This is a genomic window from Cellulosimicrobium sp. I38E (assembly GCF_001647255.1).
GTDB lineage: Bacteria > Actinomycetota > Actinomycetes > Actinomycetales > Cellulomonadaceae > Cellulosimicrobium > Cellulosimicrobium cellulans_E.
Map to the genome: position 1 here is coordinate 20,705 of NZ_LUAZ01000035.1, position 23,774 is coordinate 44,478.

General features: G+C 75.3%; 21 protein-coding genes. 10 read left to right on the forward strand and 11 right to left on the reverse strand.

The window, feature by feature from the left end; genetic code table 11:
* Positions 1 to 158 precede the first annotated feature (158 nt).
* The 5 genes from nirB to A0J59_RS12370 all read left to right on the forward strand — a co-directional run bounded on the left by nirB (position 159) and on the right by A0J59_RS12370 (position 6,781).
* Positions 159 to 2,888 carry a nitrite reductase large subunit NirB gene (gene nirB / locus A0J59_RS12350; protein ID WP_255365175.1) on the forward strand — a complete coding sequence of 910 codons (2,730 nt, stop codon included), beginning with the start codon at positions 159 to 161 and terminating at the stop codon, positions 2,886 to 2,888.
* Positions 2,885 to 3,307, forward strand: coding sequence for a nitrite reductase small subunit NirD (gene nirD / locus A0J59_RS12355; RefSeq protein WP_064316283.1), 423 nt, complete (start codon positions 2,885 to 2,887; stop codon positions 3,305 to 3,307). Before nirB ends, nirD begins: the two co-directional genes overlap by 4 nt.
* Positions 3,304 to 4,665 carry a uroporphyrinogen-III C-methyltransferase gene (gene cobA / locus A0J59_RS12360; protein WP_064316284.1) on the forward strand — a complete coding sequence of 454 codons (1,362 nt, stop codon included), beginning with the start codon at positions 3,304 to 3,306 and terminating at the stop codon, positions 4,663 to 4,665. The genes nirD and cobA overlap by 4 nt, the downstream gene beginning before the upstream one ends.
* A gap of 125 nt (positions 4,666 to 4,790) precedes the next feature.
* The gene (locus A0J59_RS12365) at positions 4,791 to 5,882 is read left to right on the forward strand and encodes a uroporphyrinogen-III synthase (RefSeq protein ID WP_064316302.1); all 1,092 of its coding nucleotides are present in this window, start codon (positions 4,791 to 4,793) and stop codon (positions 5,880 to 5,882) included.
* The gene (locus A0J59_RS12370; protein WP_082918988.1) at positions 5,879 to 6,781 is read left to right on the forward strand and encodes a sirohydrochlorin chelatase; all 903 of its coding nucleotides are present in this window, start codon (positions 5,879 to 5,881) and stop codon (positions 6,779 to 6,781) included. The genes A0J59_RS12365 and A0J59_RS12370 overlap by 4 nt, the downstream gene beginning before the upstream one ends.
* Before the next feature lie 24 nt (positions 6,782 to 6,805).
* Here A0J59_RS12370 and A0J59_RS12375 read toward each other — a convergent pair whose 3' ends face one another.
* Together A0J59_RS12375 and A0J59_RS12380 are read right to left on the reverse strand one after the other, a co-directional pair.
* Positions 6,806 to 8,254 carry an MFS transporter gene (locus A0J59_RS12375; RefSeq protein ID WP_064316285.1) on the reverse strand — a complete coding sequence of 483 codons (1,449 nt, stop codon included), beginning with the start codon at positions 8,252 to 8,254 and terminating at the stop codon, positions 6,806 to 6,808.
* Positions 8,251 to 9,282: a zinc-binding dehydrogenase gene (locus A0J59_RS12380; protein WP_064316286.1), complete on the reverse strand. Its 1,032-nt coding sequence runs from the start codon at positions 9,280 to 9,282 to the stop codon at positions 8,251 to 8,253. The genes A0J59_RS12375 and A0J59_RS12380 overlap by 4 nt, the downstream gene beginning before the upstream one ends.
* Before the next feature lie 159 nt (positions 9,283 to 9,441).
* Between A0J59_RS12380 and soxR the strand changes: the two genes are divergently transcribed.
* The gene (gene soxR / locus A0J59_RS12385) at positions 9,442 to 9,912 is read left to right on the forward strand and encodes a redox-sensitive transcriptional activator SoxR (RefSeq protein ID WP_047231846.1); all 471 of its coding nucleotides are present in this window, start codon (positions 9,442 to 9,444) and stop codon (positions 9,910 to 9,912) included.
* A gap of 10 nt (positions 9,913 to 9,922) precedes the next feature.
* Here soxR and A0J59_RS12390 read toward each other — a convergent pair whose 3' ends face one another.
* Together A0J59_RS12390 and A0J59_RS12395 are read right to left on the reverse strand one after the other, a co-directional pair.
* Positions 9,923 to 10,645, reverse strand: coding sequence for a GNAT family N-acetyltransferase (locus A0J59_RS12390; protein WP_064316287.1), 723 nt, complete (start codon positions 10,643 to 10,645; stop codon positions 9,923 to 9,925).
* A gap of 110 nt (positions 10,646 to 10,755) precedes the next feature.
* Positions 10,756 to 11,391, reverse strand: a complete 636-nt coding sequence (locus tag A0J59_RS12395; protein WP_053369251.1) for a nitroreductase family protein — start codon at positions 11,389 to 11,391, stop codon at positions 10,756 to 10,758.
* Positions 11,392 to 11,539: 148 nt separating this feature from the next.
* Between A0J59_RS12395 and A0J59_RS12400 the strand changes: the two genes are divergently transcribed.
* Both A0J59_RS12400 and A0J59_RS12405 read left to right on the forward strand, forming a co-directional pair.
* A complete protein-coding gene (locus A0J59_RS12400) occupies positions 11,540 to 12,487 on the forward strand; it encodes an LLM class flavin-dependent oxidoreductase (RefSeq protein WP_172820054.1) in 948 nt (315 codons plus the stop codon).
* Complete coding sequence (locus A0J59_RS12405; RefSeq protein WP_064316289.1) at positions 12,484 to 13,824, forward strand: NtaA/DmoA family FMN-dependent monooxygenase; 1,341 nt, start codon at positions 12,484 to 12,486, stop codon at positions 13,822 to 13,824. The genes A0J59_RS12400 and A0J59_RS12405 overlap by 4 nt, the downstream gene beginning before the upstream one ends.
* 90 nt (positions 13,825 to 13,914) lie before the next feature.
* On the opposite strand, the gene A0J59_RS12410 is transcribed toward A0J59_RS12405, so the two are convergent.
* From A0J59_RS12410 to A0J59_RS12435, 6 genes are read right to left on the reverse strand one after another with little or no spacing between them, the layout of a single operon-like run.
* Positions 13,915 to 14,958, reverse strand: a complete 1,044-nt coding sequence (locus A0J59_RS12410; RefSeq protein ID WP_156532990.1) for a hypothetical protein — start codon at positions 14,956 to 14,958, stop codon at positions 13,915 to 13,917.
* Entirely contained in the window at positions 14,955 to 16,064 is a 1,110-nt protein-coding gene (locus tag A0J59_RS12415; protein ID WP_064316291.1) for a VWA domain-containing protein, read from the reverse strand. The genes A0J59_RS12410 and A0J59_RS12415 overlap by 4 nt, the downstream gene beginning before the upstream one ends.
* A gap of 7 nt (positions 16,065 to 16,071) precedes the next feature.
* Positions 16,072 to 17,166, reverse strand: a complete 1,095-nt coding sequence (locus A0J59_RS12420) for a VWA domain-containing protein (RefSeq protein WP_064316292.1) — start codon at positions 17,164 to 17,166, stop codon at positions 16,072 to 16,074.
* A complete protein-coding gene (locus A0J59_RS12425; protein ID WP_064316293.1) occupies positions 17,160 to 17,663 on the reverse strand; it encodes a hypothetical protein in 504 nt (167 codons plus the stop codon). The genes A0J59_RS12420 and A0J59_RS12425 overlap by 7 nt, the downstream gene beginning before the upstream one ends.
* A complete protein-coding gene (locus tag A0J59_RS12430; RefSeq protein WP_064316294.1) occupies positions 17,650 to 18,552 on the reverse strand; it encodes a DUF58 domain-containing protein in 903 nt (300 codons plus the stop codon). Before A0J59_RS12430 ends, A0J59_RS12425 begins: the two co-directional genes overlap by 14 nt.
* 32 nt (positions 18,553 to 18,584) lie before the next feature.
* Positions 18,585 to 19,583 (reverse strand): MoxR family ATPase, encoded by a 999-nt coding sequence (locus A0J59_RS12435; RefSeq protein ID WP_047231854.1) that lies wholly within the window; start codon positions 19,581 to 19,583, stop codon positions 18,585 to 18,587.
* Between the two features lie 234 nt (positions 19,584 to 19,817).
* Here A0J59_RS12435 and A0J59_RS12440 point away from each other — a divergent pair, with 234 nt between their 5' ends.
* Together A0J59_RS12440 and A0J59_RS12445 are read left to right on the forward strand one after the other, a co-directional pair.
* Entirely contained in the window at positions 19,818 to 20,315 is a 498-nt protein-coding gene (locus A0J59_RS12440; protein WP_064316295.1) for a PPOX class F420-dependent oxidoreductase, read from the forward strand.
* A 42-nt stretch (positions 20,316 to 20,357) separates the two neighbouring features.
* Positions 20,358 to 22,505, forward strand: a complete 2,148-nt coding sequence (locus tag A0J59_RS12445) for a cytochrome c oxidase assembly protein (protein WP_255365176.1) — start codon at positions 20,358 to 20,360, stop codon at positions 22,503 to 22,505.
* Positions 22,506 to 22,549: 44 nt separating this feature from the next.
* On the opposite strand, the gene A0J59_RS12450 is transcribed toward A0J59_RS12445, so the two are convergent.
* Positions 22,550 to 23,551: a type IV toxin-antitoxin system AbiEi family antitoxin domain-containing protein gene (locus A0J59_RS12450; RefSeq protein WP_064316296.1), complete on the reverse strand. Its 1,002-nt coding sequence runs from the start codon at positions 23,549 to 23,551 to the stop codon at positions 22,550 to 22,552.
* Positions 23,552 to 23,774: the final 223 nt, after the last annotated feature.

Consider the following 23,774-nt stretch of genomic DNA (forward strand, 5'->3'; position numbering starts at 1 on the left):
CCGGGTGAGAACACCGTTACGGACGGGCAACGGACGGGGCACGGTCGCGAAACCGCCCGTCCGTAGCGTCGATCGTGCCTTCCCGGAAGGCCCCGGGGACGACCCGGTCGGCGGGCCGGGGAGGTGGCCTCCCGCCCCCGATCCACCAGGAGCCCGCCGTGACCGGACCTCAGACCGATCCCGCCCCCGCCCCGGCACCCGGTGCGCCCCGGCACCTCGTCGTCGTCGGCGGCGGCATGGTGGCGCAGCGGCTCGTCGAGGCGCTGCGTGCGCGCGACACCGACGGCGCGTGGCGTGTCTCGCTCTTCGCGGAGGAGCCGCGCAAGCCCTACGACCGCGTCGCCCTGACGAGCTACTTCTCGGCGCGCGACGCCGAGGAGCTCACGCTGGGCGACCCGGCGCTGTGGCACGACCCCCTGGTGACGCTGCACCGCGACTGCGCGGTGACGTCGATCGACCGCGACGCGCGGACCGTCACCGACCGGCTCGGGCGCGTGCACGCGTACGACGAGCTCGTCCTGGCGACGGGGTCGAGCGCCGCGATGCCGCACATCCCGGGCAACGACCTCCCGGGCGTGTTCGTCTACCGCACGATCGACGACGTCGCCGCGCTGCGCGGGTGGGTCGAGGAGAAGCGCCGGACCGCCACGACCGAGGGCGGCTGGGAGCGGCCGGTGCGCGGCGCGGTGATCGGCGGCGGCCTCCTGGGCCTCGAGGCGGCGGGCGCGCTCAAGGCTCTCGGCGCGCAGGCCACGGTCATCCAGTTCGGCACGCACATGATGGACGCGCAGATCGACCTGGGCGGCGGCGAGGCCCTCAAGCGCCTCATCAACGGCATGGGCATCGCGGTCCGGTGCAACACGGGCACCAAGGAGATGAAGGTCTCCCGCAAGACCGGGCACGTCGGCCGGCTCGACTTCGCCGACGGCGGCCGGCTCGACGTGGACGTCGTCGTCGTCGCGACGGGCGTGCGACCGCGCGACGAGCTCGCGCGTTCGGCAGGGCTCGCGATCGGGGAGCGCGGGGGCGCCGTCGTCGACCTGGCGTGCCGCACCGAGGACGAGCACGTGTGGGCCGTGGGCGAGGTCGCGTGCATCGAGGGCCGGTGCATCGGCCTGGTCGCGCCGGGCTACGCCATGGCGGAGGTCGTCGCGGACCGCCTGCTCGGCGGCGAGGCCACGTTCCCCGGTGCGGACACGGCGACCAAGCTCAAGCTGCAGGGCGTCGACGTCGCGAGCTTCGGCGACGCGTTCGGCCGCACCGAGGGCGCGATGGAGCTCGTCTGGGCCGACCCGGTCGCGGGCGTCTACAAGAAGCTCGTCCTGTCCGACGACGCGCGGACACTCCTGGGCGGCGTGTTCGTCGGCGATGCGTCGCCGTACGCCTCGCTGCGGCCGATGCTGGGGACGGAGCTGCCCGGCGACCCGGGGCTGTTCCTGCTCCCCGAGGGATCCGGGGGCGGGGCGCCGAGCCTCGAGCTCCCCGACGACGCCACGGTCTGCTCGTGCAACAACGTCAGCGCCGGGACGATCCGGGGTGCGGTCACCGAGCACGGGTGTACCGACCTCGCGGGCGTCAAGGCGTGCACGCGCGCGGGGACGAGCTGCGGGTCGTGCCTGCCGCTCGTCAAGAAGATCACCACGACCGAGCTCGCCCGGGCCGGGGTCGAGGTCTCGAACGCGCTGTGCGAGCACTTCGACCTCTCGCGCGCTCAGCTCTTCGACGCCGTGCGCGTCGCCGGCCTGCACACGTTCAGCGAGATCGTCGGGCGGTTCGGTCGGGTGCCCGAGCCCGTGACCGACACCCAGGGCGCCGTGCTCGTCCGCGACGCGGGGCGCGGCTGCGACATCTGCAAGCCCACGATCGCGTCGATCCTCGCGTCGCTCGGCAACGGGCACATCCTCGACGGCGAGCAGGCGACGCTGCAGGACACCAACGACCACGTCATGGCGAACATGCAGAAGGACGGCACGTACTCCGTCGTCCCGCGCATCCCCGGGGGTGAGATCACGCCCGACGGGCTGCTCGTCATCGGTCAGGTCGCCAAGGACTTCGGGCTCTACACGAAGATCACGGGCGGCCAGCGCATCGACATGTTCGGGGCGCGGATCGAGCAGCTCCCGCACATCTGGCGCCGGCTCGTGGAGCACGGGTTCGAGTCCGGGCACGCGTACGGCAAGTCGCTGCGGACCGTGAAGTCGTGCGTCGGGTCCACGTGGTGCCGGTTCGGGGTGCAGGACTCGGTGGGCATGGCCGTCGAGCTCGAGCTGCGGTACCGCGGCCTGCGCTCGCCGCACAAGCTCAAGCTCGGCGTCTCCGGGTGCGCACGCGAGTGCGCCGAGGCGCGCGGCAAGGACGTCGGCGTCATCGCGACGGACAAGGGCTGGAACGTCTACGTGGGCGGCAACGGCGGGTTCACGCCCCGGCACGCGCAGCTCCTCGCCGAGGACCTGGACGACGAGGCGCTCGTCCGGACCATCGACCGCTTCCTCATGTACTACATCCGCACGGCCGACCGCCTCCAGCGCACGGCCGCGTGGGTCGAGGACTACGAGGGCGGCCTCGACGCGATCCGCGAGGTGGTCGTCGAGGACTCGCTCGGCCTCGGCGCCGACCTCGACGCCGCGATGGCCCGCCACGTCGGCGACTACGAGGACGAGTGGCGCGCGGTCCTCGAGGACCCGGAGAAGCTGCGCCGCTTCGGCTCGTTCGTCAACGCGCCCGCCGAGCCCGACCCCGACCTCGCGTACGTCACCGAGCGCGGCCAGATCCGGCCCGCGACGGCGGACGAGCGCGCCGCCCTCGAGGAGGCCCGCGCCGCGGGTCTCGCCACCGTCCCCGCCGGCCCCGTGGTGATCGCCGGCACGACCCTGGAGGTCCGTCGATGAGCGTCGCGTCAGCAGAACAGGTCGGTCCTGCGGCCTCGGCGACCACGGAGTGGGAGCGCGTCTGCCTCCTGCGCGACCTCCTCGTCGAGCGCGGTGCCGCCGCGCTCGTCGGCGGGGTGCAGGTCGCGCTGTTCCGCCTCCCCGACGACACGGTGCGCGTCGTGCAGCAGCGCGACCCGTACTCGGGCGCGAACGTCATGTCGCGCGGCATCGTGGGCACGCGTGGCGGCGTGCCCACGGTCGCCGGGCCCATGTACAAGCAGGTCTTCGACCTCGCGACCGGTCGGTGCCTCGAGGCCGCCGGGTACGTGCCCGTCCAGGGCCTCGCCCCGGACCTGGCGACGTGGCCCGTCGAGGTGCGCGACGGCGTCGTGCACGTGGGCGACCGTCCGGACGCCGCCGCGGACGGTGCGCCGTGACCACGCTCCTGGGCCTCGACCTCGCCGGGCGCACGGTCCTCGTCGCCGGCGGCGGCCCCGTCGCTGCCCGCCGCGCGCGGGCGATGGCCGACGACGGCGCGCACGTGCGCGTCGTCGCACCCCAGGTCTGCGAGGACCTGCGGGACCTCGTCGCGGCCTCGCTGCACGCCCCGCTCCTCGCGCCGTCGTCCGCCCAGCGGCGGCCCGACGGCGGGGCTGCACCCGGCGGTCGCGTCACCTGGGCGCCGCGGGAGGTCCGCGAGTCGGACGTCGAGGACGCGTGGCTCGTGCTCGCGGCGACGGACGACTCGGGGACCAACCGCGACGTCGCCGCGTGGGCGGCGGCGCGCCGCACCTGGTGCGTGAACGCCGGGGCCGCGCACGAGGGCACCGCGCGCACGCCCGCGACGACGCACAGCGGCGACGTGCTCGTCGGGGTCGTCACGGACGTCCCACCCGCGCACCTGTCAGCGGTCGGTCGCGCTGGGGAGCGGCGAGCGGCCGACTCCTCGGTCGAGCGGCGCGGCGCGGACCCGCGGCGGGCGCGTGCGGTGCGCGACGCGATCGCCGAGCACCTGCGCTCCGGCGGGGCCGACCAGCGGCGCCACCGCCCGGCGTCGGGCGGGCTCGGGAGCGTGACGCTCGTGGGCGGCGGACCCGGCGCCGTCGACCTGCTCACCGTCCGGGGTCGCCGGGCGCTCGCGGAGGCGGACGTCGTCGTCGCGGACCGCCTCGGACCGGTCGACGTGCTCGACGAGCTCGCGCCCGGCGTCGAGGTGATCGACGTCGGCAAGACGCCCGGGAACCACCCCGTTCCGCAGCACGAGATCAACGCGATCCTCGTGGAGCAGGCGCAGCGCGGCCGGCGCGTCGTGCGGCTCAAGGGCGGCGACCCGTTCGTCTACGGGCGCGGCGGCGAGGAGGTGATCGCGTGCCGCGAGGCGGGCGTGCCGGTCGACGTCGTGCCGGGCGTGTCCAGCGCGCTGAGCGTCCCGGCGCTCGCGGGCATCCCGCTCACGCACCGGGGGACGGTCGCCGCGTTCCACGTGATCAGCGGGCACGACGGGCTCGACGCGGCCGCGCTCGCCGGGGTGCGCGACCGCACGGCTACGCTGGTGGTCCTCATGGGTGTCTCGCAGCTCGCACGCATCACGGCCCAGGCCCTCGGCGCCGGGGCCGACCCCGCGCTGCCCGTCGCGATCGTGGAGAGCGGCTCGACGCCGCGCCAGCGCGTCACGCGGGCCCCGCTCGGCGAGGTCGTGGAGCGCGCCGCACAGTCCGGGGTCCGGGCCCCGGCGATCATCGTGGTGGGCGACGTCGCCGCCGAGGGACGGCTCGACCCGGCGACGGTCGCGTGACCGGCACCGGCAGCACCGAGATCGACCCGCCCGTCGCGACGTCGACCCACGGAGGGTCGATCTCGGACGCTCGGGTCGATCTCGCGTCCGTCCCCGACGTCGATCGCCCCGCTCTCGGCCAGGTCATGGCCGGCTGCACCGTGCTCGTCACGGCCGACCGCCGCAAGAGCGAGCTCGCCGCCGCCCTCCAGCGCCGGGGTGCCGAGGTCCGCCACGCACCCGCGCTGAGCATGATCCCGCACGCCGACGACGAGCAGCTCCTCGCCGGGACGCGCGACCTCGTCGAGCACCCGCCGGACGTCGTCGTCGTGACGACCGGGATCGGCTTCCGGTCCTGGGTCGAGGCCGCGGACGCGCACGGCCTCGCCGACCGCCTGCTCGAGGTGCTCGCCGACGCGCGGATCGTCGCGCGCGGGCCCAAGGCGCGCGGCGCGATCCAGGCCGCCGGGCTCACGGCCGACTGGGTCGCCGAGTCGGAGACGTCGGCCGAGATCGCCGACGTGCTGCTCGGGGAGGGCGTCGCCGGGCTGCGCATCGCCGTCCAGCACCACGGGGCCGGTGCCGACGGCCTCGACGTCGTCTTCGCCGAGGCGGGCGCCGAGGTCGCGAGCCTCGTCGTCTACCGCTGGGGGCCGCCGCCCGACCCCGAGGCGCTGCGCGCGTCCGTCGAGGCCGCCGCCGTCGGGGAGATCGACGCCGTCGTGTTCACGTCCGCCCCCGGCGCCGAGGCGTGGCTGAGCGCCGCCGAGGAGCACGGCGTGGGCCGCCTCGTCGTGTCGCGCCTCCAGGACGGGTCGATGGTCGCCGCAGCCGTCGGGCCGATCACCGCGAAGCCGCTCGAGCACCGCGGCGTCACACCGCTCCAGCCCGAGCGCGGACGCCTCGGCGCGCTCGTGCGCACGCTCGTCGCGCACTACGAGCAGGCCGAGACCGTCGCGCTCGCGACCGTCGCCGGCGCGCTGCAGATCCGCTCGCGCGTCGCCGTGCTCGACGGCGAGGTGCTGCCCCTCTCGCCCAGCAGCCTCGAGGTGCTGCGCCTCCTCGCCGCGCGCCGCGGCGAGGTCGTCACGCGCGACGACGTCCTCGACGTCCTGCCCGGCGACTCGCGCGACCCGCACGCCGCCGAGGTCGCCGTCGCCCGCCTGCGCGAGGCGACCGGCCGGCGCGACCTCGTCAAGACCGTCGTCAAGCGCGGATACCGATTGGAGCTCGCATGAGCGCGGAGAGCTCGACCTTCTTCGGAGGCGCTGGCCCCTCGGGAGCGTCGTCCGACTCCTCCGGGGCGTCGTCCGAGGCGCGGCCGGGGGAGGCCGGTCGCGAGGCGTCGGCGAGTGCCGCGCCCGTGCTGGTCGGCTGCTCGCACGGCACGAACGACCTCACCGGCCGCGACGTGATCCGCGCGCTGCTCGACGACGTCCGCGCCGCGCGGCCCGACCTCGACGTGCGCGAGGCGTTCGTCGACGTGCAGCAGCCCGAGGTCGCGGACGTCGTGACGTCGGTCGTCGACCCGTCCGCGGCGACGGACGGCCCGGACGGCTCCGCGCCGGACGACACCTCCGTCGCGGACGGCGCGCGGCCGGGCGACGCGGTCGTCGTGCCGCTCCTGCTGTCCGGCGGGTTCCACGTGAGCGTCGACGTCGCGGCGGCGGTCGAGGACCGCGGCCCCGGCACCGGTCGTGCGGCCGCGTCGACCCCGCTCGGCCCCGACCCCCGCCTCGTGGACCTCCTCGCCGACCGGTTGGCCGACGTCGGCCTGCGTGCGGAGGATGCCGTCGTGGTCGCCGCCGCCGGGTCGAGCCGTTCGGGTGCCGCGCGCGACGTGGAGGAGCTCGCCGCGGGCCTGCGCGACCGCGTGCCCGGCCCGGTGACGGTCGGCTACGGCGCCATGGCCAAGCCCTCCGTGCCCGACGCCGTCGCCGCCGCCCGCGCCGACCTCGCCCCGGGCGGGCGCGTCGTCGTCGCGGCCTACCTGCTCGCGCCGGGCTTCTTCTACGACCGCGTCCTCGAGGCCGGCGGCGACGTCGTCACCGCCCCGCTCGCCCCCGACGCCCGTCTCACGGAGATCGTCCTCGACCGCTACGCCACCGCCGCGGCCACCCTCGACCGGCCGAACTAGGACCCTGGTCGCGTGACCGGGGTGCTACCTCGTGAGGGTCGGGCGGGTGCGAGGGGCCAGGAGGGCGACGCCCGCGGCGAGCAGCACCGTGACGCCGAAGCAGACGACGTAGGACGCGAGCCCGAGCGTCGGGTGCAGGGCCCACAGGAGGGATCCGGTGACGGCGAGCGCGGTGGCGGCGGCGACGGCGTCGGACACCTGGAGCGCGGACGAGTTGGCGCCCTGCTCGGCGACGGGTGAGAGCTCGAGCGTCAGCACCGACAGCGTCGGGTGCGTCATGCCCATGCCGAGCCCCGCGAGGGTCCACGCGACCATGCCGACGACGGGCGGGACGGCGGTCCACGCGAGCAGCGCCGCACCGCCGATGCCGAGCGCGACGAGCGTCCCGCCGAGGCGCACGTACCCGGCGTGCTGGAGCCCCCAGGTCGCGCGGCCGCGCAGCCACGAGCCCGTGGACCAGCCGACCGCGCCGAAGGTCAGCACGGCGCCCGCGAGCGACGGCGCGAGGCCGCGCTCGTGCGAGAGCAGGAGCGGGAGCAGCACCTCGGCGCCGGTGAACGCGGCGGCCACGAGGCCGCGGATCGCGATGACGCTCGGCAGGCCGCGCGCGGCGCGGGTCGTGCCCGGCGGGAGGAGGCGCGGGACGGCGAGCGCGACGGCCGTGAGCGCGGCGACGAGCAGGAGCACGAGCCCGACGCCGCGGAGCTGGCCCGCGTAGTTGAGCGCCCCGATCCCCACGGCGGCCACGACGGCCCAGGCGAGCGACGCCTGACGCGCGGTCCGGTCGAGGGGCGACTCGGCGTCGTCGGGCACGGGGGAGGCGGCGTCCTCGGGGCCCGAGCCGCGGGCGGCGCGCATCCCCGGGCGCATGAGGATCAGCGCCGGGACGGCGAGCACCGGGACCGCGAGGAAGACCCACCGCCAGCCGACGTGCTCCACGACGAGCCCGGCGATGGCGGGGCCGACGATGGACGGGATCACCCAGGCCGCGGCGAACGCGGCGAAGACCTTCGGCCGCCGGTCGGTGGGGAACACGCGCGCGACGAGCACGTAGAGCGCGACGATGTACAGGCCCGTCCCGACGCCCTGGAGCACGCGGCCCGCGACGAGGACGAGCATGTCCTGCGCGAGACCGGCCACCAGCAGGCCGGCGAGGAAGAGGCCGATGCCCGTCCACAGGGGCGTCGTCGGGCCCGCGCGGTCGCTCCAGCGACCGGACGCGACCATGCCGACGACGCTCGACGCGAGCGACGCGGCGAACGCGAGCGTGTACAGGGTGAGGCCGTCGAGCTCGACGGCGACGGTCGGCATGGCGGTGGCGACGGCGAGCGCCTCGAACGCGCCGAGGAACACGAACGCGACCATGCCGAACAGCACGGTGCGCTGCGTCCCGGGGGAGAGCGCGCCGGCGGCAGGGGCGTCGGGGGTGCCGTGCACCGGCGCGTCGGCGTCGGTGCGGGGGTCCGCCGTCATACGAGAACGACCTTTCCGGTGGTGGCGCGCGCTTCGAGCTCGCGGTGGGCGCGCGCTGCCTCCGCGAGGGGTACCTGGTGCGTGACGACGTGCCACGTCCCGTCCGCCGCGAGCGCGAGCGCGCGCTCCTGCAGGTCGAACAGGTCTCCCCAGGGTCGGGCCTGGGGTCCTACGGCCCACCGTACGTCGTCGGTCCCTGCTCGGGCCTCGGATTTCCCGGCGCCGTGGCCGACGTCACCGGCGCGGTTCGGCTCGCCCGACGACCACCCGAAGAGCACGAGGCGCCCGTCCGGGGCGACGAGCGCGGCGGCCTCCGTGCCCGCGTCCCCGCCGACGCCGTCGAGGAGGACGGTCGCCCCGGCCGGGGCGTGCCGCACGACGGCGGACCGGGCCTCGCCGAGCCAGCCGTCGGCCCGGTAGTCGATCACCACGAGCCGGTCGGCGTGCGCCTCCCCGGCGAGCGAGCGCACGAGCGCGACCTTCTCCGGGCCGCCCGCGAGCGCGACGACCCGCGCCCCGGCCGCGAGCGCGCTCTGCACGAGGAGCGTGCCGAGCCCGCCGGCCGCGGCCGTGACGATCGCGGTGTCGGTCGCGTCGAGCTCGGCGAGGTCGAGGATGCCGACGGCCGTGCGGCCGGTCCCGATCATCGCGATCGCGTCCGGCGCGGTGACGTGGTCCGGGATGCGGTGCAGCGCCTCGACGGGGACGGCGGCGAGCCGCGCGTACCCGCCGCCGTCGGGCGTGGCGCCGAGGTGGGCGGCGACGCGGCGTCCGCGCCACGCGGCGTCGACCCCGGGCCCGACGGCGTCCACGACCCCGGCGACCTCGCGCCCGGGGACCGTGGGCAGGTCGGGCAGAGGAAGCGGGCCGCCCGTCGCCTCGCCCCGGCGCAGGGTCGTGTCGAGCAGGTGGACGCCGTGCGCGCGGACGGCGACGAGCACCTGACCGGGCCCGGGGACGGGGTCGGGGACCTGCTCGAGGACGAGGTTCTCGGGTGGTCCGAAGGCGTGCAGGCGGATGGCGTCCATCGGGTGCTCCTCGGGTCGGGTCGTCGCCGCCTCAGGCCGCGCCGGGGCGGCGGCACGCGCCCGGTCCGGGCGCGCCCTGCTAGTCTCGAACCTCAACAAATGTTGAGGTCAAGCAGCCCGCGGCGCGTCCTCGTCGCGGCCGTCCGGCGAGGAGCCCGCGTGCCCGACGACGCCCCGTCCCCGAACGACGAGCTCACCGTCGGCCAGCTCGCCGCGCGCAGCGGCGTCGCGGTGTCCGCGCTGCACTTCTACGAGCGCGAGGGGCTCATCACGAGCCGCCGGACCCCCGGCAACCAGCGGCGCTTCGCGCGCGAGACGCTGCGCCGGGTGGCGTTCGTGCGTGCGTCGCAGCGTGTCGGCATCCCGCTCGCGCGCATCCGTGCCGCGCTCGCCACGCTGCCCGGCGACCGCACGCCCACCGCCAAGGACTGGCACCGCCTGTCGGCCGGGTGGCACGCCGACCTCGACGCGCGCATCGAGCAGCTCACGCGCCTGCGTGACCACCTCACGGACTGCATCGGGTGCGGGTGCCTGTCGCTGCGCAAGTGCGTGCTCGTCAACCCGCACGACGCGCTCGCCGACGAGGGCCCCGGCCCGCGGACCCTGCTCGTGGACGGGATCGAGGACTGAGCGCCGGACGTCAGGCCGGCGCGAGCAGCGAGCCGAAGCTCGTGCGGCGGCGCAGTGCGAACCCCAGCCGCTCGTACACGCCGATCGCGCCGGTGTTCTCGGCCGCGGCGTGCAGGAACGCGCGGTCGCCCCGCTCCTGCACGTGGAACGCGACGTCGCGCACGAGGCGCGAGGCGAGGCCACGACCGCGGTGGTCGTGGTCGGTCGTCACGGCGCTGATCTCCGTCCAGCCCGCGGGGTGCAGGCGCTCGCCCGCCATCGCGACGAGCCGGCCGGCGTCGTCCCGGAACCCGACGTAACGCCCGAGCAGATAGGTGCGGGCCTCGAACGGCCCGGGGCGGCTGCGCTCGACGAGCGCGAGCATGTCCGGCACGTCGGCCGCGCCGAGCACGACCGCCTGCGGGTCGGGACGGGTGACGAGACGTTCGGTCTCGACGAGCTGGACCCCCTCCACGCGAGCCTCGAGCGTCCAGCCCTCCGGCGGCTCGACGCCCACGGGAGGCGCGGAGAACCGGCCGCCCGGCCCGACGAGCGCGGCGATCGCGTCCCACACGCCAGGGTCGTCCCACGAGCGCACGCCCGTGATGGGCGAGACGTCGGCCGGGTAGCGCCGCGCGAGGTCGTCGCCCTCGGCAAGGTGTGCGTGGGCGCCGGTGAGGGCGCTCCAGGACGGGTTGTCCAGGGGGGCGTCGTCGACGCCGGTGGCGTGGGCCTGCGTGCTCGTCGCGGTCATGCTGCTCCTCCTCGCCCGGTCGCCCGGGTGCCGTGCCGTCGTCACGGTCGTCCGGCCGTGCGTGTCCTCCGGGGCGAACGCTCGCGGGCGCGCGCCTCTTCCAGGTGCGCTCAGCCCTCCCACCGGTCCCGGTGGACGACCTCCGCGAGGGGCCGACGGCGCGGCTCGGACCAGCGCCCGCGCGCCGGGTAGCCGAGCGGGACCAGGCCCATCGTCAGCGCGTCGCCGGGCAGGCCGAGCAGCGCGGCGACGTCGCTCTCCCGGACCGTGTGGAAGGTCGTGAGCGTCGTCCCGAGCCCGTAGGCCCGGGCGGCGAGCACGAGGTTCTGCACCGCGCCGTAGATCGAGGCGCCGAGCCGGGGGTCCGTCGAGCCCGCCGCGTTCCGCAGCACCGGCACGACCCACACCGGCGCCTCCTCCAGGTGCAGGGCCAGGTGCTCGACGGCGCGGAAGCCCGCGTCGCTCACGCCCGCGTCGTCGGTCGCGGCCCCGAGGACGGCGTCGCGGCGGTCCCCGTACGCGGCGCGCCACCCCTCGCGGTACCACTCGGCGATCTGCGCCTTGGTCGCCCGGTCCCGCACGACGACCCACGCCCACTGCTGGCGGTTGCCCCCGCTGGGTCCGCGGACCGCGGCGTCGAGGATCGCGTCGAGCACGTCGTCCGGCACCGGCTCCGGCGAGAGGTAGCGGCGCGACGGCGTGGAGTGGAGCGCTCGAAGGATGGACAGATCCTCAGGTGTGGTCACGGTCGCCGAGGGTACGGGCTACCATCCGGCGCGTTCGCGGGTCCCGGCCGTCGTCTCGCAGGGTGGTCATCTCCCGCGGCGCGTCCTGATCCACAGGCCTCGGACGGGGGAGCAGATGGTCACGGAAGTGCCGGTCACGAACGTGCTGGTGGCAGTGCACGTCGACACGGGGAGGCACGACGACGCGGACAGCCTCCGCGCGCGCGTCGCCGCGCTCGAAGGGGCGGGGGTGCACGCGCTGACCTTCGCGCCCGGGCCCGACGGCGGGCTCACCGCGGTCGAGGCCGCCGCCTTCGCGGCGGCGTGGACCGAGCGCGTCGGCCTCGTGGCCGTCGTCAACCCCGTGCACGCCGAGCCGTTCCACCTGTCCAACCAGCTCTCCAGCCTCGACCGCGTCTCCCGCGGCCGGGCCGGGTGGTGGCTCGACGTGGTCGACGACGTCGCGCACGCCCGTGCGCACGGCACCGAGCCCGTCGGGTCCGAGGACGCGACGGCGCTGGCGCAGGACGTGGCCGAGGTCGTCGAGGCGGCCCGGCTGCTGTGGGACTCGTGGGAGGACGGCGCCCTGGTCGCCGACCGTGCGACCGGCCGCTTCCTCGACGCCGAGCGGGTCCGCCACGTCGACTTCGTCGGGCAGCGGTTCTCGGTCAAGGGCCCGGCGCTGCTGCCACGGCCTCCGCAGGGCCAGGTCCCGGTCCTTGCCGAGGCGCGCTGGCTCCCTGCGGGGGCCCGCGACGTCACCGTGGTCGGCGAACCGGCGGCCGTCGACGTCGCCGCCGGACCCGTGCTCGTCGACGTCGCGGTCACCGGGGAACCGGGTCGTGCCGTCGAGGTCGTCGGCCGCGTCGCCGGCGCGGACGCGTCCCTCGTCGGACCGGACGAGCGCAGGCGCCCCTACCCGCTGGTCGTCCGCCTCGTGCCGGACCGGTCGGACGACGCGTGGGCCGCCGTCGGGCAGGTCCTGGCGACGCTTCGTGCACGGGGACTGACCGCCCCGCCGCCCGACCCTGGCAGGACGCTGCGCGACCAGCTCGGGCTGGAGCGCCCGGTGGGCCGGACCGACCACGCCGCCACGACGATCGGAGCACGACCATGAGCGCACCGACGCCCCCCGCGGCCACCGGCACGTCCCGCCGCGAGCTGCACCTCGCGGCGTTCTTCCCGTTCGGCCCGCACTACGACTGGACGTCCGTGGCCGACCCGACGACCTACTACGACGCGGAGACGTACGCGGCGCTCGCGCGCTCGGCCGAGCGCGGGCTCTTCTCGGCCATGTTCCTCGGCGACAGCCAGCGGCTGCGCGAGCACCTCGGGCGCGTCAACGACACGGTCGTGACCGGGCGGCCGGACCAGCTCGTCCTCTTCGCGCACCTGGCCGCGCGGACGCGGCACCTCGGGTTCGTCGCGACGCTCAACACGACGTTCATGGCTCCGGCGGACCTCGCGGCCCGGGTCGCGACCGTCGACCGGCTCAGCGGGGGGCGCGCGGGCTGGAACGTCGTCACGACGAACGACGCCTGGACCGGGGCGAACTTCCGCCGCGGCGGATATCTGGCCCGTTCCGAGCGCTACCGCTCGGCCGAGGAGCACCTCGCGATCGTCCACGCGCTGTGGGACGCGGACCAGGGGGCCACGGTGCGTCGCACGGGGGCGCACCACGACGTCGTCGCGGCCGCGACCCTGCCGCCGTCGGTGCAGGGCGCGCCGGTGATCTTCCAGGCGGGCGAGTCCGACGAGGGGCGCGACTTCGCCGCCCGGCACGCCGAGGGCATCTTCTCGCGGTACCTCGAACCCGCACCGGCGGCCGCGTTCGCCGCCGACCTGCGCCGTCGGCTCGTCGCGCACGGCCGACCCGCCGACGACCTGCGGATCTTCCCCGCGGCGAGCGTCACGCTCGCGGACACCGAGGCGGAGGCGCGGGAGAAGGCCGAGTGGTTCCACCGCCGGACCTGGACCGACCGCATGGTCGTCGCGGTGATCGAGGCCGTGTGGGGGCGCGACCTCTCGTGGCTCGACCCCGACGGCCCGCTGCCCGACGTCGACCCCGTCTCGGCCGAGCAGACGCGCACCCACGGCGTCGTCAACAGCCGCGACAACCCGGTGGAGACCGCGGCCGCGTGGCGCCGGCTCAGCGCCGAGCAGGGACTGACCGTGCGCGGCCTCGTCGACTCGCTGCACGCCGCGGCGGCGTTCGTCGGGACGCCGTCGTCGGTCGCCGACCGTCTGGCGGCCGCCGTGCGGGCCGGGGAGCTCGACGGCCTCAACCTCACGCCGCAGTCGGTCCCGGACGGGTTCGACGACGTCGTGGACCGGCTGGTTCCCGAGCTGCAGGAGCGCGGCGTCTACCGCACCCGTTACCCCGGGGCGACGCTGCGCGAGAACCTCGGCCTGCGTGCGCCCGTGCGCCACCGGCTCCGAGCCGCTGCGGGATGACGCGCGCCGGCTGTCGCTCGATGACGCCGGCCGGCTGCGCCGGGTGACGCCGGCGCGGGCGGCTGCCCACCCCCTGCGAGGCCGGAGCGCTCACCAGTTCTTGGTGCCGCTCCCGCTGCCGTCGCCCGGGTCGGTGCCGGTCCCGGGCTGGTCGCCGTAGAGGTCGCGGTACTCCTGCTCCAGGCGCTCCTGCTCGTCGCGCGCCTCGGAGCCCTGCTGCTCGAGCTCCTCCTGGCGCTGCTGCTCCTCGCGCTCGGCCTGGCTCTGCTGGTCCTCGCCCTCGGAGCCCTCGCCGCCCGAGGCCTCGGACTGCTCGTCGCCCTCGGAGCCGTCGCCCTCCTGCGTGTCGCCGCCGCCCTGGTTCTCGGGCTGGGAGTCCTGGGCCTGCTGCTGCTTGTCCTGGAGGCGCTGCTGCGCGGCCTCGTCCTGCTCCTCCTGCTCGGGGGTCTGCTCGGACTCCCCGCAGTCGGGCCAGCCGCGGATCTGCTCGGCGGTCGCGTACTCCTGCTCGGCGTACTCGTACCAGTCCTGGACGTCCTGGCGCAGCTCCTCCGGATCGGGCTCCTCGCTCCCGTCGCCGTACGGGTCGAGGATCTCCTCGTCGTACGGCAGCCCCGCGTCGCGGGCGGTGATGGCCTCCTCGACGAGCGCGAGCTCCGCCGCCTTGCCGTCCGCGTACGCCATGTCGCCGTCGCCCTGGATCTCGTACGCGAGCGACAGGTTCGTCTGGATCATGCAGCGTTCCTCGGGGCTCTCGTCCTCCGCGAGGTCGTACGCGCGGTCGAGGGACGTGATCGCGTCGTACAGCGCCCACGAGTCCTCGGACCGGGCGAGCGCCGTGCCGTGGTTGTAGTGCGCCTTCCACGGCTCGACGATGTTGAAGGTCCGCTGGATGCCGTAGTAGTCCGCAGCGGTCGTCGCCTCCCCGCCGTCGTAGCGGTCCTTGCCCGTCGCCGCGATGGGGGCGAGGAGCGCCAGCTTGATCCCGAGGACGAGGAGCGCGAGCACCACGGGCAGCGTGCCGAGGAGCCACCAGGTGCGCCGCCGCAGGCGCGCGGCGCGCAGCGCGGCGACCCCCGTGGGGCGCGGCGTGCGCGTGCCGGTCGGCGGTGTCGGGGGCGGGGACCAGGTCATCGGCGCACCTCCACCCGGTCCGCCGTGCGCACGGCCGACGGCCGGGACGTCGTCGGGCGCACGAGCGAGCGGCTGGCCGAGCGCGACCAGAACCACGCCTCGAGGCCGAGCAGCGCGACGAGCGCGAGCGCGAACGGCCAGACGACCGGGCGGTACGCCGTGACGTCACGCCGGCCGTCGGCCGCGACCTGCTGCGGGTCGACGCCCGCGACGAGCGACGCCGTCTCCGACGGCTCCTGCCGGTGCACGTACGGCACGCCGAGCTGGTCCGCGAGCGCGGTGAGCGACTCCTCGTCGAGCACCGAGAGCGCCTCGACCGGCTCGCCGTCCTGGCTCGGCTGCGACCAGTCGATGATGTACTCCGCGTCCTCGGGGTCCACGTCGGGGTCGTACTCCTTCATGCGCCCGCCCTCGGCCGTGCCGTAGCCGAGCACCGCGCCGCCGTCGACCAGCGGGGCCAGCTCGGCGAAGGAGCGCGGCTCGCCCTCTGCCGTCTGCTCCCCGTCGGTGAGGAAGAAGACGAGGCGCACGTTCGCCGGGTGCTGCTCGGCGGACCCCTGGAGCGCGGACCGCAGCTCGTCGAGGGGCCGGTCCGTGAGCGATCCCTGCGAGTACCGCGTGATCTCGCGGTGGAACGTGTCCGCCCACGACGTGATCGCGCGGGCGTCCGTCGTGAGGGGGAGCTGGCGCGAGGCCTGCGAGTCGAACGAGATGATCGAGTAGCGGGCGCCCGGGATCGCCTCGGTGAGGCTCGCGATGTCGTGGCGCACGCCGTCGAGCCGCTCCTGGCCGCCCTCGGGTCCGTAGTCCTCGGCCGCCATCGAGCCCGTGCGGTCGACGACGAAGAACATGTCGACGTTCGCGACCGACGTGTCGCGGTCCGTCGACGCGACCGACGGCGCGAGCCCGATGATCCCGAGCAGCACGACCGCACCGGCGCGGCGCAGCCAGGCCGCGCGCGGGGCGCACGGTCGCGGGGCGCCGTCGGGCCCGGGGCGTCCGGCCACGACGGCCTGCCACACGGCGAGGCCGAGCAGCGGCAGGACGAGCAGCGCGAGCGCCCAGAGGGGCACGAGCGGCTGGAGCGTCAGTCCGGCGAGGTTCATCGGCCCGTCACTCCTTCACCCGCCACGCGACGACGAGCAGCAGCGCGACGCCGAGGACCGCGACGAGGAACCAGCCCGCGGGCCGGTCCGTGACGATCACCTCGGGCGACGCGTCGAGCTCGACGGCCTGCTGCGCGACGACGTCGTCGACCATGCCCTGCACCGCGGCCGGGTCGTCGGCGAGGAAGTAGAGCCCGCCGCCGTCCTCGACCGTGCTGCGGTACTCGCTCTCCTCGGGCGTGCCCTCGTAGCGCTGCGACCCGCCGAAGATCCCGTGCAGCGTGATGTCGCGCGACGCGACGAGGTCGGCCGCCTGGGGCAGCGTGTAGATCGGCTCGCCGGAGACGTAGTTGTCGGTCGCGAGGATGATCGAGCGCGAGCGCTCGGTGTCCTCCGCGTCGAACTGGAGCGCGCAGCTCGCGAGCCCGTCGCCGATGAGGCTCGCGCCGGAGAGGTTCGCGGTCGTGCCCGCGGTGAACTGCGCGTACTCGAGGATCTCGGCGTCGTCCGACCCGCCCGTGTAGTCGAATGTGGCCGGGTCCTTGTCGAGCGCGTCGATCCCGGCCTGGAGCTCCTCCCGCACGAGCGTGTAGTCGTCGGTGAGCGGGAAGACCGTGCGCGACGAGGAGTTGAAGATCGAGAGCGCGATCCGCTCGCCCTCGAAGTTGTCCACGAGCTCCTGGAACACCTTGAGCACCGCGCCGTCGTACTCGATCATCGAGCCCGACACGTCCAGGCACAGCACGATGTCGCGCGTGCCGAGCCGGTCGACGACGACGTCCGTCTCGACGGGCCGCGCCGCCACGGCCCCGGCGCCGACGACCGCGACGAGCAGCCCCGCCGCCGTGAGCCCCTGGAGCACGCGGTAGCGCCGCACCCACGCGGCGAACGCCGGCACGCGCGCGAGGTAGTCGGAGTTCGCGACCCACAGCACGTCGGCGTCGGCGTCGCGCGCCCGGCGGCGCCGGGCGAGCCACCAGGCGACCGCGCCCGCGGCGAGGACGGCGACGACGAGCGCGCCCCACAGCCACGGCCACAGGATCGACGAGCCCTGCGGCCCGGGGACGACGGCGGTGCTCGCCGCGAGCGCGCGCCTCACCATCCGCGCACCACCGATCGTGCGCGGTCGATCGAGTCCTCGGCGTCGGTGTCCCGGGCCGCGGGGTCGTTGTCGTGGTCCGCGAACGACGGCCGGTAGTACCGCGCGATGACCTGGGTGAGGCGTCCGGCCTCGCCGATCTGCTGGATCTCCGAGAGCGTCATGGACGACGCGTCCTGCCCCAGCCTGCCGGTCGCGAAGCCCCGCATCTCGGCCGAGAGCGCGAGGTGCAGCGCACGCTCGTCGAGCTCGCCCGCGCGGAACCGCTCCGCGACGGCGTCGAGCCGCCGCTCGTACTCGGCGCGCAGGGACGCGTACGGGTCGTAGGGGCCGGTGGGGAGCAGGGGCGCGGGCGGCGGCGCGGCCTTCTCGGCCGCGCTCGCGCGCGTCAGCCAGACGACCAGGAACACGACGGCGGCCGCCGCGAGGATCAGCACGATCCCCAGGACGGTCCACCACCCCGAGTAGCCCACGGGGTCGACGAGCTCATCGACGGGCACGCTTCTGCCTCCCCAGGAGCTCGACGAACCGCTGCACCACGTCGTCCGACCCCTCGACGAGCACGCCCTCGACCTGGAGGGTGCGCAGCCGCTCCGCGACCTCGGCCCGCCGCGCGGCGAGAGCCTGGGCCGCGGACTCGGCGAGCGCGGCCCGGCCACGCAGGAACGCGGGCAGGCGCAGCGTCCCGTCGACGTCCGCGACCTCGCCGGTGGCGTGCGGGCCCGCGCCCGCACCGACAGGGGACAGGTCCGCGACCTGGACGACCATGACCTCGTGGCGCACGCGCAGCGACCGCAGGAGCTGCTCGTGCTCGGACCCGGGTCGCGCCTCGTCGGTCACGACCACGACCAGCGAGCGGCGCCGGAACGCGGACCGGGCGCGGTCGAGCGGCCGCGTCAGGTCGCTCGGCGGCGCGTCGGGTCGCCACAGGTCCTCCACCGTGCGCAGCAGCGCCTCGAGGTCCTGCGTGCTCGCGCGGGGCGGGAGCTGGACCAGCCGCCGGGCGTCGCCCGCGACGAGCGCGACCCGGTCGCCGCGGTCGCGCGCGAGGTACGCGACGAGCGCGCAGCAGAAGCTCGCGATCTCCGCCTTGGTCTCGCCGCTCGGGGCGGTCGCGCCCATCGTGCGCCCGGTGTCGACGACGAGCACGAGGTTGAGGTTCGACTCGCGCACGAACCGGCGGATGATCGGGAGGCCTGCGCGCGCCGACGACTTCCAGTCGATGTCGCCGACGTCCTCGCCCGGCGCGTACAGGTGCAGGTCGTCGAAGTCCTGGCCGTGCCCCTTGAAGACCGACCGGTGCCGTCCCTCGAGCAGCCCGGACGCCCGGCGCGCGACCGGGAGGTCGAGCCGGGCCCGGACCTGGGCGAGACGGGAGACGTCGGGCACGTGGTGCTCTCTCGAGAAGGTGAAGGGGTCGCTCAGGGCGTCGGGACGGCGTCGAACACCGCGTCCACGAGCTGCTCCGGCGGCACGTTGTTCGCGAGCGCGTCGAACGTGCGCACCAGGCGGTGCCGCAGCACCGAGTAGCGCACGGCCTTGATGTCGTCCGGGATGACGTACGCGCGGCCCGCGAGGATCGCGAGCGCCTGGCCCACGCGCATGAGCGCGATGCCGCCGCGCGGCGACGCGCCCACACGCACGTGGCGGTCGAGGCCGGGGATCGGGCGCGGGCCGGAGAGGCGCGTCGTGTTGATGAGGTCGACGACGTACCGCTTGATCGAGTCGTCCACGTAGACGTCGTCGACCAGGCCGCGCAGGAAGCGGACGTCGTCGAGCGAGATGGGCTGCGCCGTGAGGGGCTGCGTCATCTGCCCGGTCGCGATGCGCTGGAGGATCTCGAGCTCCTGCGGCGGCGTCGGGTAGGTGAGCACCTCCTTCATGAGGAAGCGGTCCATCTGGGCCTCGGGCAGCACGTACGTGCCCTCCTCCTCGATGGGGTTCTGCGTCGCGAGCACCATGAACGGGTCCGGGAGCGCGAAGTTCTCGCCGCCGATCGACGTCTGCTTCTCCTGCATCGCCTCGAGCATCGCCGACTGCGTCTTGGCGGACGAGCGGTTGATCTCGTCGAGCAGCACGACGTTGGCGTGCACCGGACCGAGCTGGGTCGTGAACTCGCCGGTCGCGTAGTTGAAGATCTGCGTGCCGACGATGTCGTTCGGCATGAGGTCGGGCGTGCACTGGATGCGGTGGAACGACCCGTCGACCGCCGCGGCGAGCGTCTGGGCCGCCGTCGTCTTGGCGAGCCCCGGCACGGACTCGAGCAGGATGTGCCCGCCGGCGAGGAGCGAGCTGACGAGCGCCGTGCGCAGCGCGTCCTGGCCGACGACGCGCTGGTCGAAGACCTGGCCGACGCGCTTGAGCAGGTGGCTCGCGCGGTCGAGGTCCTGCGTCGAGATGCTGCCGTGCCCTGCGGCCATCGATCGTCCTCCGGGTCGTGCGTGGGTCGTGCGGGTGTGGTCCCGTGCGCGGCCGGAGGGGTGGACGGAGCGTCGCGAGCCCCCGGCGAACCCGGCCCAGTATGCCAGCGCGCCCCCCGCCGGACCGGGCGTCCTCCACAGGTCCGGGTGGGGAGAGGTCCCCACCCGGCGGGCGAGCTCGGCCGTCCCGGGCATGTCGGGAATGTCCTGCGGGCGCCGCGGGGTTGGGCTGTCATGAGCACCGACGCCGTCGGCACGACCGACGCCACCGCCGCCCGTGACGCTGCCGCCGGGCTCGGAGAGCCTGCCCTCCTCGCCCTCGTCGCCGCGCGCCACCAGGGTGTCCTCGCGACCGTCAAGAAGGACGGCCGACCCCAGCTGTCCAACGTGCTGTACGCGTGGGACGCGGAGGCGGGCGTCGCGCGCGTCTCCGTCACCGCGGACCGCGCCAAGACCCGCAACGCCGCGCGCGACCCGCGCGTCTCGCTCCAGGTGAGCGCCGAGGACTTCTGGAGCTACGCCGTCGTCGAGGGCGACGCCGAGCTGAGCGCGGTCGCCCTGGACCCGCACGACGCCGCCGCCGACGAGCTCGTCGAGACGTTCCGCGCCGCGTCCGGGAGCGAGCACCCCGACTGGGAGGAGTTCCGGCGCGCGATGGTCGCCGACCGCCGCCAGGTGCTGCGCGTGCGCGCGACGCGCGTCTACGGGATGGCCCGGCTCCCGCAGCCGTGACGCGATGACCGGAGGGGTCCGCGCGCTCGATACCCTGGTGCGGTGACCACGACTGCCCTGCGCCGCGCGCCGTCGGACGCCCGACCCGCGAACCCGTGGTGGCTCGTCCTCGCCGGTCCGTTCGCCGTCGTCGTCGCCGTCGTCGCGGTGCTCGCCGCCGGCGCGTTCTCGGCCGCGTTCACCGTCCCGGCCGGCTTCCCCGACCCGGGTGCGCTCGCGCGCCTCGGCACCCCGGTCGTCACGGTCCTCACCGAGCTCTCCGTCGCGCTGACGCTCGGCTCGCTCGTCCTCGCGGCGTGCGTGCTGCCCGCCGGGACGCCGGTCCGCAAGGCGCTCGGTGTCGCGGGCGCGTCGGCCGCGACGTGGGCCGTGCTGTCGGTCCTGCAGGTCGTGCTGCGCTACTCCTCGATCTCGAGCACGCCCATCACGGGCCCGACGTTCGGCGACCAGCTCGGCCTGTTCGTCTCGCAGGTCAGCCTCGGGCGCAACTACCTCGCGATCATCGTCGTCGCCGCGCTGACGTCCGCCGCCGCGCTCGCCGTGCGCAGCGCGACGGGCGCGATGTGGACGGCCGCGCTCGCGCTCGTCGCGATCGCGATGCAGGCCAACACGGGTCACGCCGCGGGCGCGGTGAGCCACGAGCTCGCCGTGTCCTCGATGTTCCTCCACCTGGCCGGCGCCGCGCTGTGGGTCGGCGGCCTGGGGACGCTCGCCGTCGTGCGCGTCCGCGGCGGGCTGGGACGCGCGGACTTCACGGCGTCCGTCGCGCGGTACTCCGCGATCGCGCTGTGGTGCTACGTGGCCGTCGCCGTCTCGGGGGTCGCGAACGCGAGCATCCGTGTCGACACGCTCGCGGGCCTCACCACCGACTACGGCATCCTCCTGCTCACCAAGCTTGCGCTGCTGCTCGTCCTGGGCGCCGTCGGGTTCGCGCACCGCGAGCTCGTCGTACGGCGGCTCTCCGGCCCGACGGCGGTCGCGCGGCCGGGCGCCGACCGTGCCTCGTCGAAGGGTTCCTCGAAGCCCGCGGCGAAGGTCTCGTCGAACGGCTCGTCGCGCCAGGCGGCGACGTCGTCGTCCACGGGCGCGAAGGGCGCCGCCGCGGAGGGCACGCGCTGGCTGTTCTGGCGCCTCGTCGCGGTCGAGCTCGCCATCATGGGCGCGGTGTCCGGCGTCGCCGTCGCGCTCGGGTCGACCGCGCCGCCGGTGCCGCAGGAGGAGCCGCTCGACACCTCCGCCGCGTACCAGGTGACCGGGCACGCGCTGCCGCCGGAGCCGACGCTCGCGCGCTGGTTCACCGAGTGGCGCTGGGACCTGCTGCCCGCGTTCGCGTGCGTCGCGGCGCTCGTCGTCTACCTGCGCTGGGTGCGTCGCCTCGCGAAGCGCGGCGACTCCTGGTCGGTGGGACGCACGGTCTCGTGGTGCATCGGCATCCTCATCCTCTTCTGGGTGACCTCGGGCGGGCCGGCCATGTACGGGCACGTGCTGTTCAGCGCGCACATGGTGCAGCACATGATCCTGGCGATGGTCGTGCCGATCTTCCTCGTGCTCGCGGCGCCCGTGACGCTGCTCCTGCGTGCGGTCCCGCCGCGCAAGGACGGGTCGCGCGGGCCGCGCGAGTGGGTGCTCGCGATCGTGACGTCGCGCGTGGGCCAGTTCTTCGCCAACCCGATCGTCGCCGCGGTGAACTTCGCCGGCTCGATGATCGTCTTCTACTACACGCCCGCGTTCGAGTACGCCCTGACGACGTACGCCGGGCACCTCGCGATGCTCGCGCACTTCACGCTCGCGGGGTACCTGTTCGCCAACGCGCTCGTCGGGATCGACCCCGGCCCGCACCGCCCGCCTTACCCGCAGCGCCTGCTCCTGCTCTTCGCGACCATGGCGTTCCACGCGTTCTTCGGCGTCGCGCTGACGTCGGGCGAGGTGCTGCTCGTGCCGGAGTGGTTCGGCCTGCTCGGCCGCGAGTGGGGCCCGAGCGCCATCGCCGACCAGCAGCGCGGCGGCGGCGTGGCGTGGGGCATCGGCGAGCTCCCGACGCTGATCCTCGCGATCGTCGTCGCGGTCATGTGGACGCGCTCCGACGAGCGCGAGGCCAAGCGCAGCGACCGCCAGGCCGACCGCGACGGCGACGCCGAGCTCCAGGAGTACAACGCCATGCTCGCCGAGATGTCGAAGCGGCACGACTGACCCCCTCCCCGCCGAACACGGGGTTGCTGTCGTTATCGGACCGATCACGACAGCAACCCCGTGTTCGACAGCGCGGAGCCTCGTGCTCGAGCGAGGTGGCGACGCAGCGACGTCGTCATGCGACCCGGCCGACTCGTTCCCGGCTGCATCAGGTCCCGACCGGTGAAGCGGAGGACCTCCACCCCGCCGTGGGTCACGAGCGCGTTCTGACGCGAGCGGTCGCGCAGAAGCGCGTCGGGCGAGCCGTGGACGTCCGTGCCGTCCATCTCGCCGATCAGCCACCGCCCTCGGGGCAGCCGCCACCCGAGATCCCCGCGCCCGACGAACGTGCCGTCGTCGACCACCTCGACCTGGAGGTCGTCGGGTGCCAGCCCGACGTCCGCGCACTCCAGGCGAGCGAACGTCTCGAGCGGTGACTCGGACCGTGCGTCCGTCTCGGCCCACCAGGCGTGCGTCCGCGCGACACCCCGCCGCCCGCGGGCGAGGTCGTGGGCGTGAGCCAGGCCGTCGGCGCCGAGGAGCCCGAGGTGGCCGACGCTGTCCATCGCCGCGACAGCGCGCCGCCGGCCCATCTCGGGGACTGCCTGGGCCAGCGCCCAGTCGGGGCTCGCGACGTATCGGCCGTCCACCTGGACGACGGTCATCCCGTCGTCGAACTGGCGCAGCTGGATCCCGTCACGCGGCAGCGCTCCCCGTGCCCCCGGGAGCGTCGCCTGCGGCACGACGCCCGTGCTGATCCCCTGGACACCGAGCAGGACGAGCGCGCACGGTCCGACGGCGATCGCCTCGGGTCCGTACGCGAGGAGCGCGAGCCAGGCGGCGCGGCGCCGACGGTGGTCGTGCACCCGGGGGTCCGATGGCGCGAACAGCCCCGGCAACGCCTCGAACACCCCTCGCGTGGGTCGGCGCCAGCGGCCCTGGTCGACGAGTCGCGAGCGACGGTTCGCGTTCACTCCGTGCGCGTCGCACTGGGAGGCGGAGACGAGTCCGGCCTGACGCTCGGCGAGGACGAGGAGCTCGGTCGGGACGGCGGTCAGTGTGCGCACACCTCCGGATCTGACCGGAGACCGGCCCCGCCGCGCACGACGGGGTGCGCAGGCTGTGGACGACGATCACGGAGCAGGGGCCTGTGGACGGCCTCGGTCCGCGCACCCCCGCGCGACAACCCGAGCCCGCGGCGCGGGGCGGCGCCCGACCACGACCTTGCGTGGCACCGAGAACGGGGTTGCTGTCCTTCTGGGCCCCACAACGACAGCAACCCCGTGTTCG

What these genes read in the sequence shown, in the direction of transcription:
- nirD (WP_064316283.1), top strand. Translation starts at nt 2,885, where the DNA reads ATGAGCGTCGCGTCAGCAGAACAGGTCGGTCCTGCGGCCTCGGCGACC.
- A0J59_RS12365 (WP_064316302.1), top strand. Translation starts at nt 4,791, where the DNA reads ATGGCCGGCTGCACCGTGCTCGTCACGGCCGACCGCCGCAAGAGCGAG.
- A0J59_RS12370 (WP_082918988.1), top strand. Translation starts at nt 5,879, where the DNA reads ATGAGCGCGGAGAGCTCGACCTTCTTCGGAGGCGCTGGCCCCTCGGGA.
- A0J59_RS12375 (WP_064316285.1), bottom strand. Translation starts at nt 8,254, where the DNA reads ATGACGGCGGACCCCCGCACCGACGCCGACGCGCCGGTGCACGGCACC.
- A0J59_RS12380 (WP_064316286.1), bottom strand. Translation starts at nt 9,282, where the DNA reads ATGGACGCCATCCGCCTGCACGCCTTCGGACCACCCGAGAACCTCGTC.
- A0J59_RS12390 (WP_064316287.1), bottom strand. Translation starts at nt 10,645, where the DNA reads ATGACCGCGACGAGCACGCAGGCCCACGCCACCGGCGTCGACGACGCC.
- A0J59_RS12405 (WP_064316289.1), top strand. Translation starts at nt 12,484, where the DNA reads ATGAGCGCACCGACGCCCCCCGCGGCCACCGGCACGTCCCGCCGCGAG.
- A0J59_RS12410 (WP_156532990.1), bottom strand. Translation starts at nt 14,958, where the DNA reads ATGACCTGGTCCCCGCCCCCGACACCGCCGACCGGCACGCGCACGCCG.
- A0J59_RS12415 (WP_064316291.1), bottom strand. Translation starts at nt 16,064, where the DNA reads ATGAACCTCGCCGGACTGACGCTCCAGCCGCTCGTGCCCCTCTGGGCG.
- A0J59_RS12420 (WP_064316292.1), bottom strand. Translation starts at nt 17,166, where the DNA reads ATGGTGAGGCGCGCGCTCGCGGCGAGCACCGCCGTCGTCCCCGGGCCG.
- A0J59_RS12435 (WP_047231854.1), bottom strand. Translation starts at nt 19,583, where the DNA reads ATGGCCGCAGGGCACGGCAGCATCTCGACGCAGGACCTCGACCGCGCG.
- A0J59_RS12440 (WP_064316295.1), top strand. Translation starts at nt 19,818, where the DNA reads ATGAGCACCGACGCCGTCGGCACGACCGACGCCACCGCCGCCCGTGAC.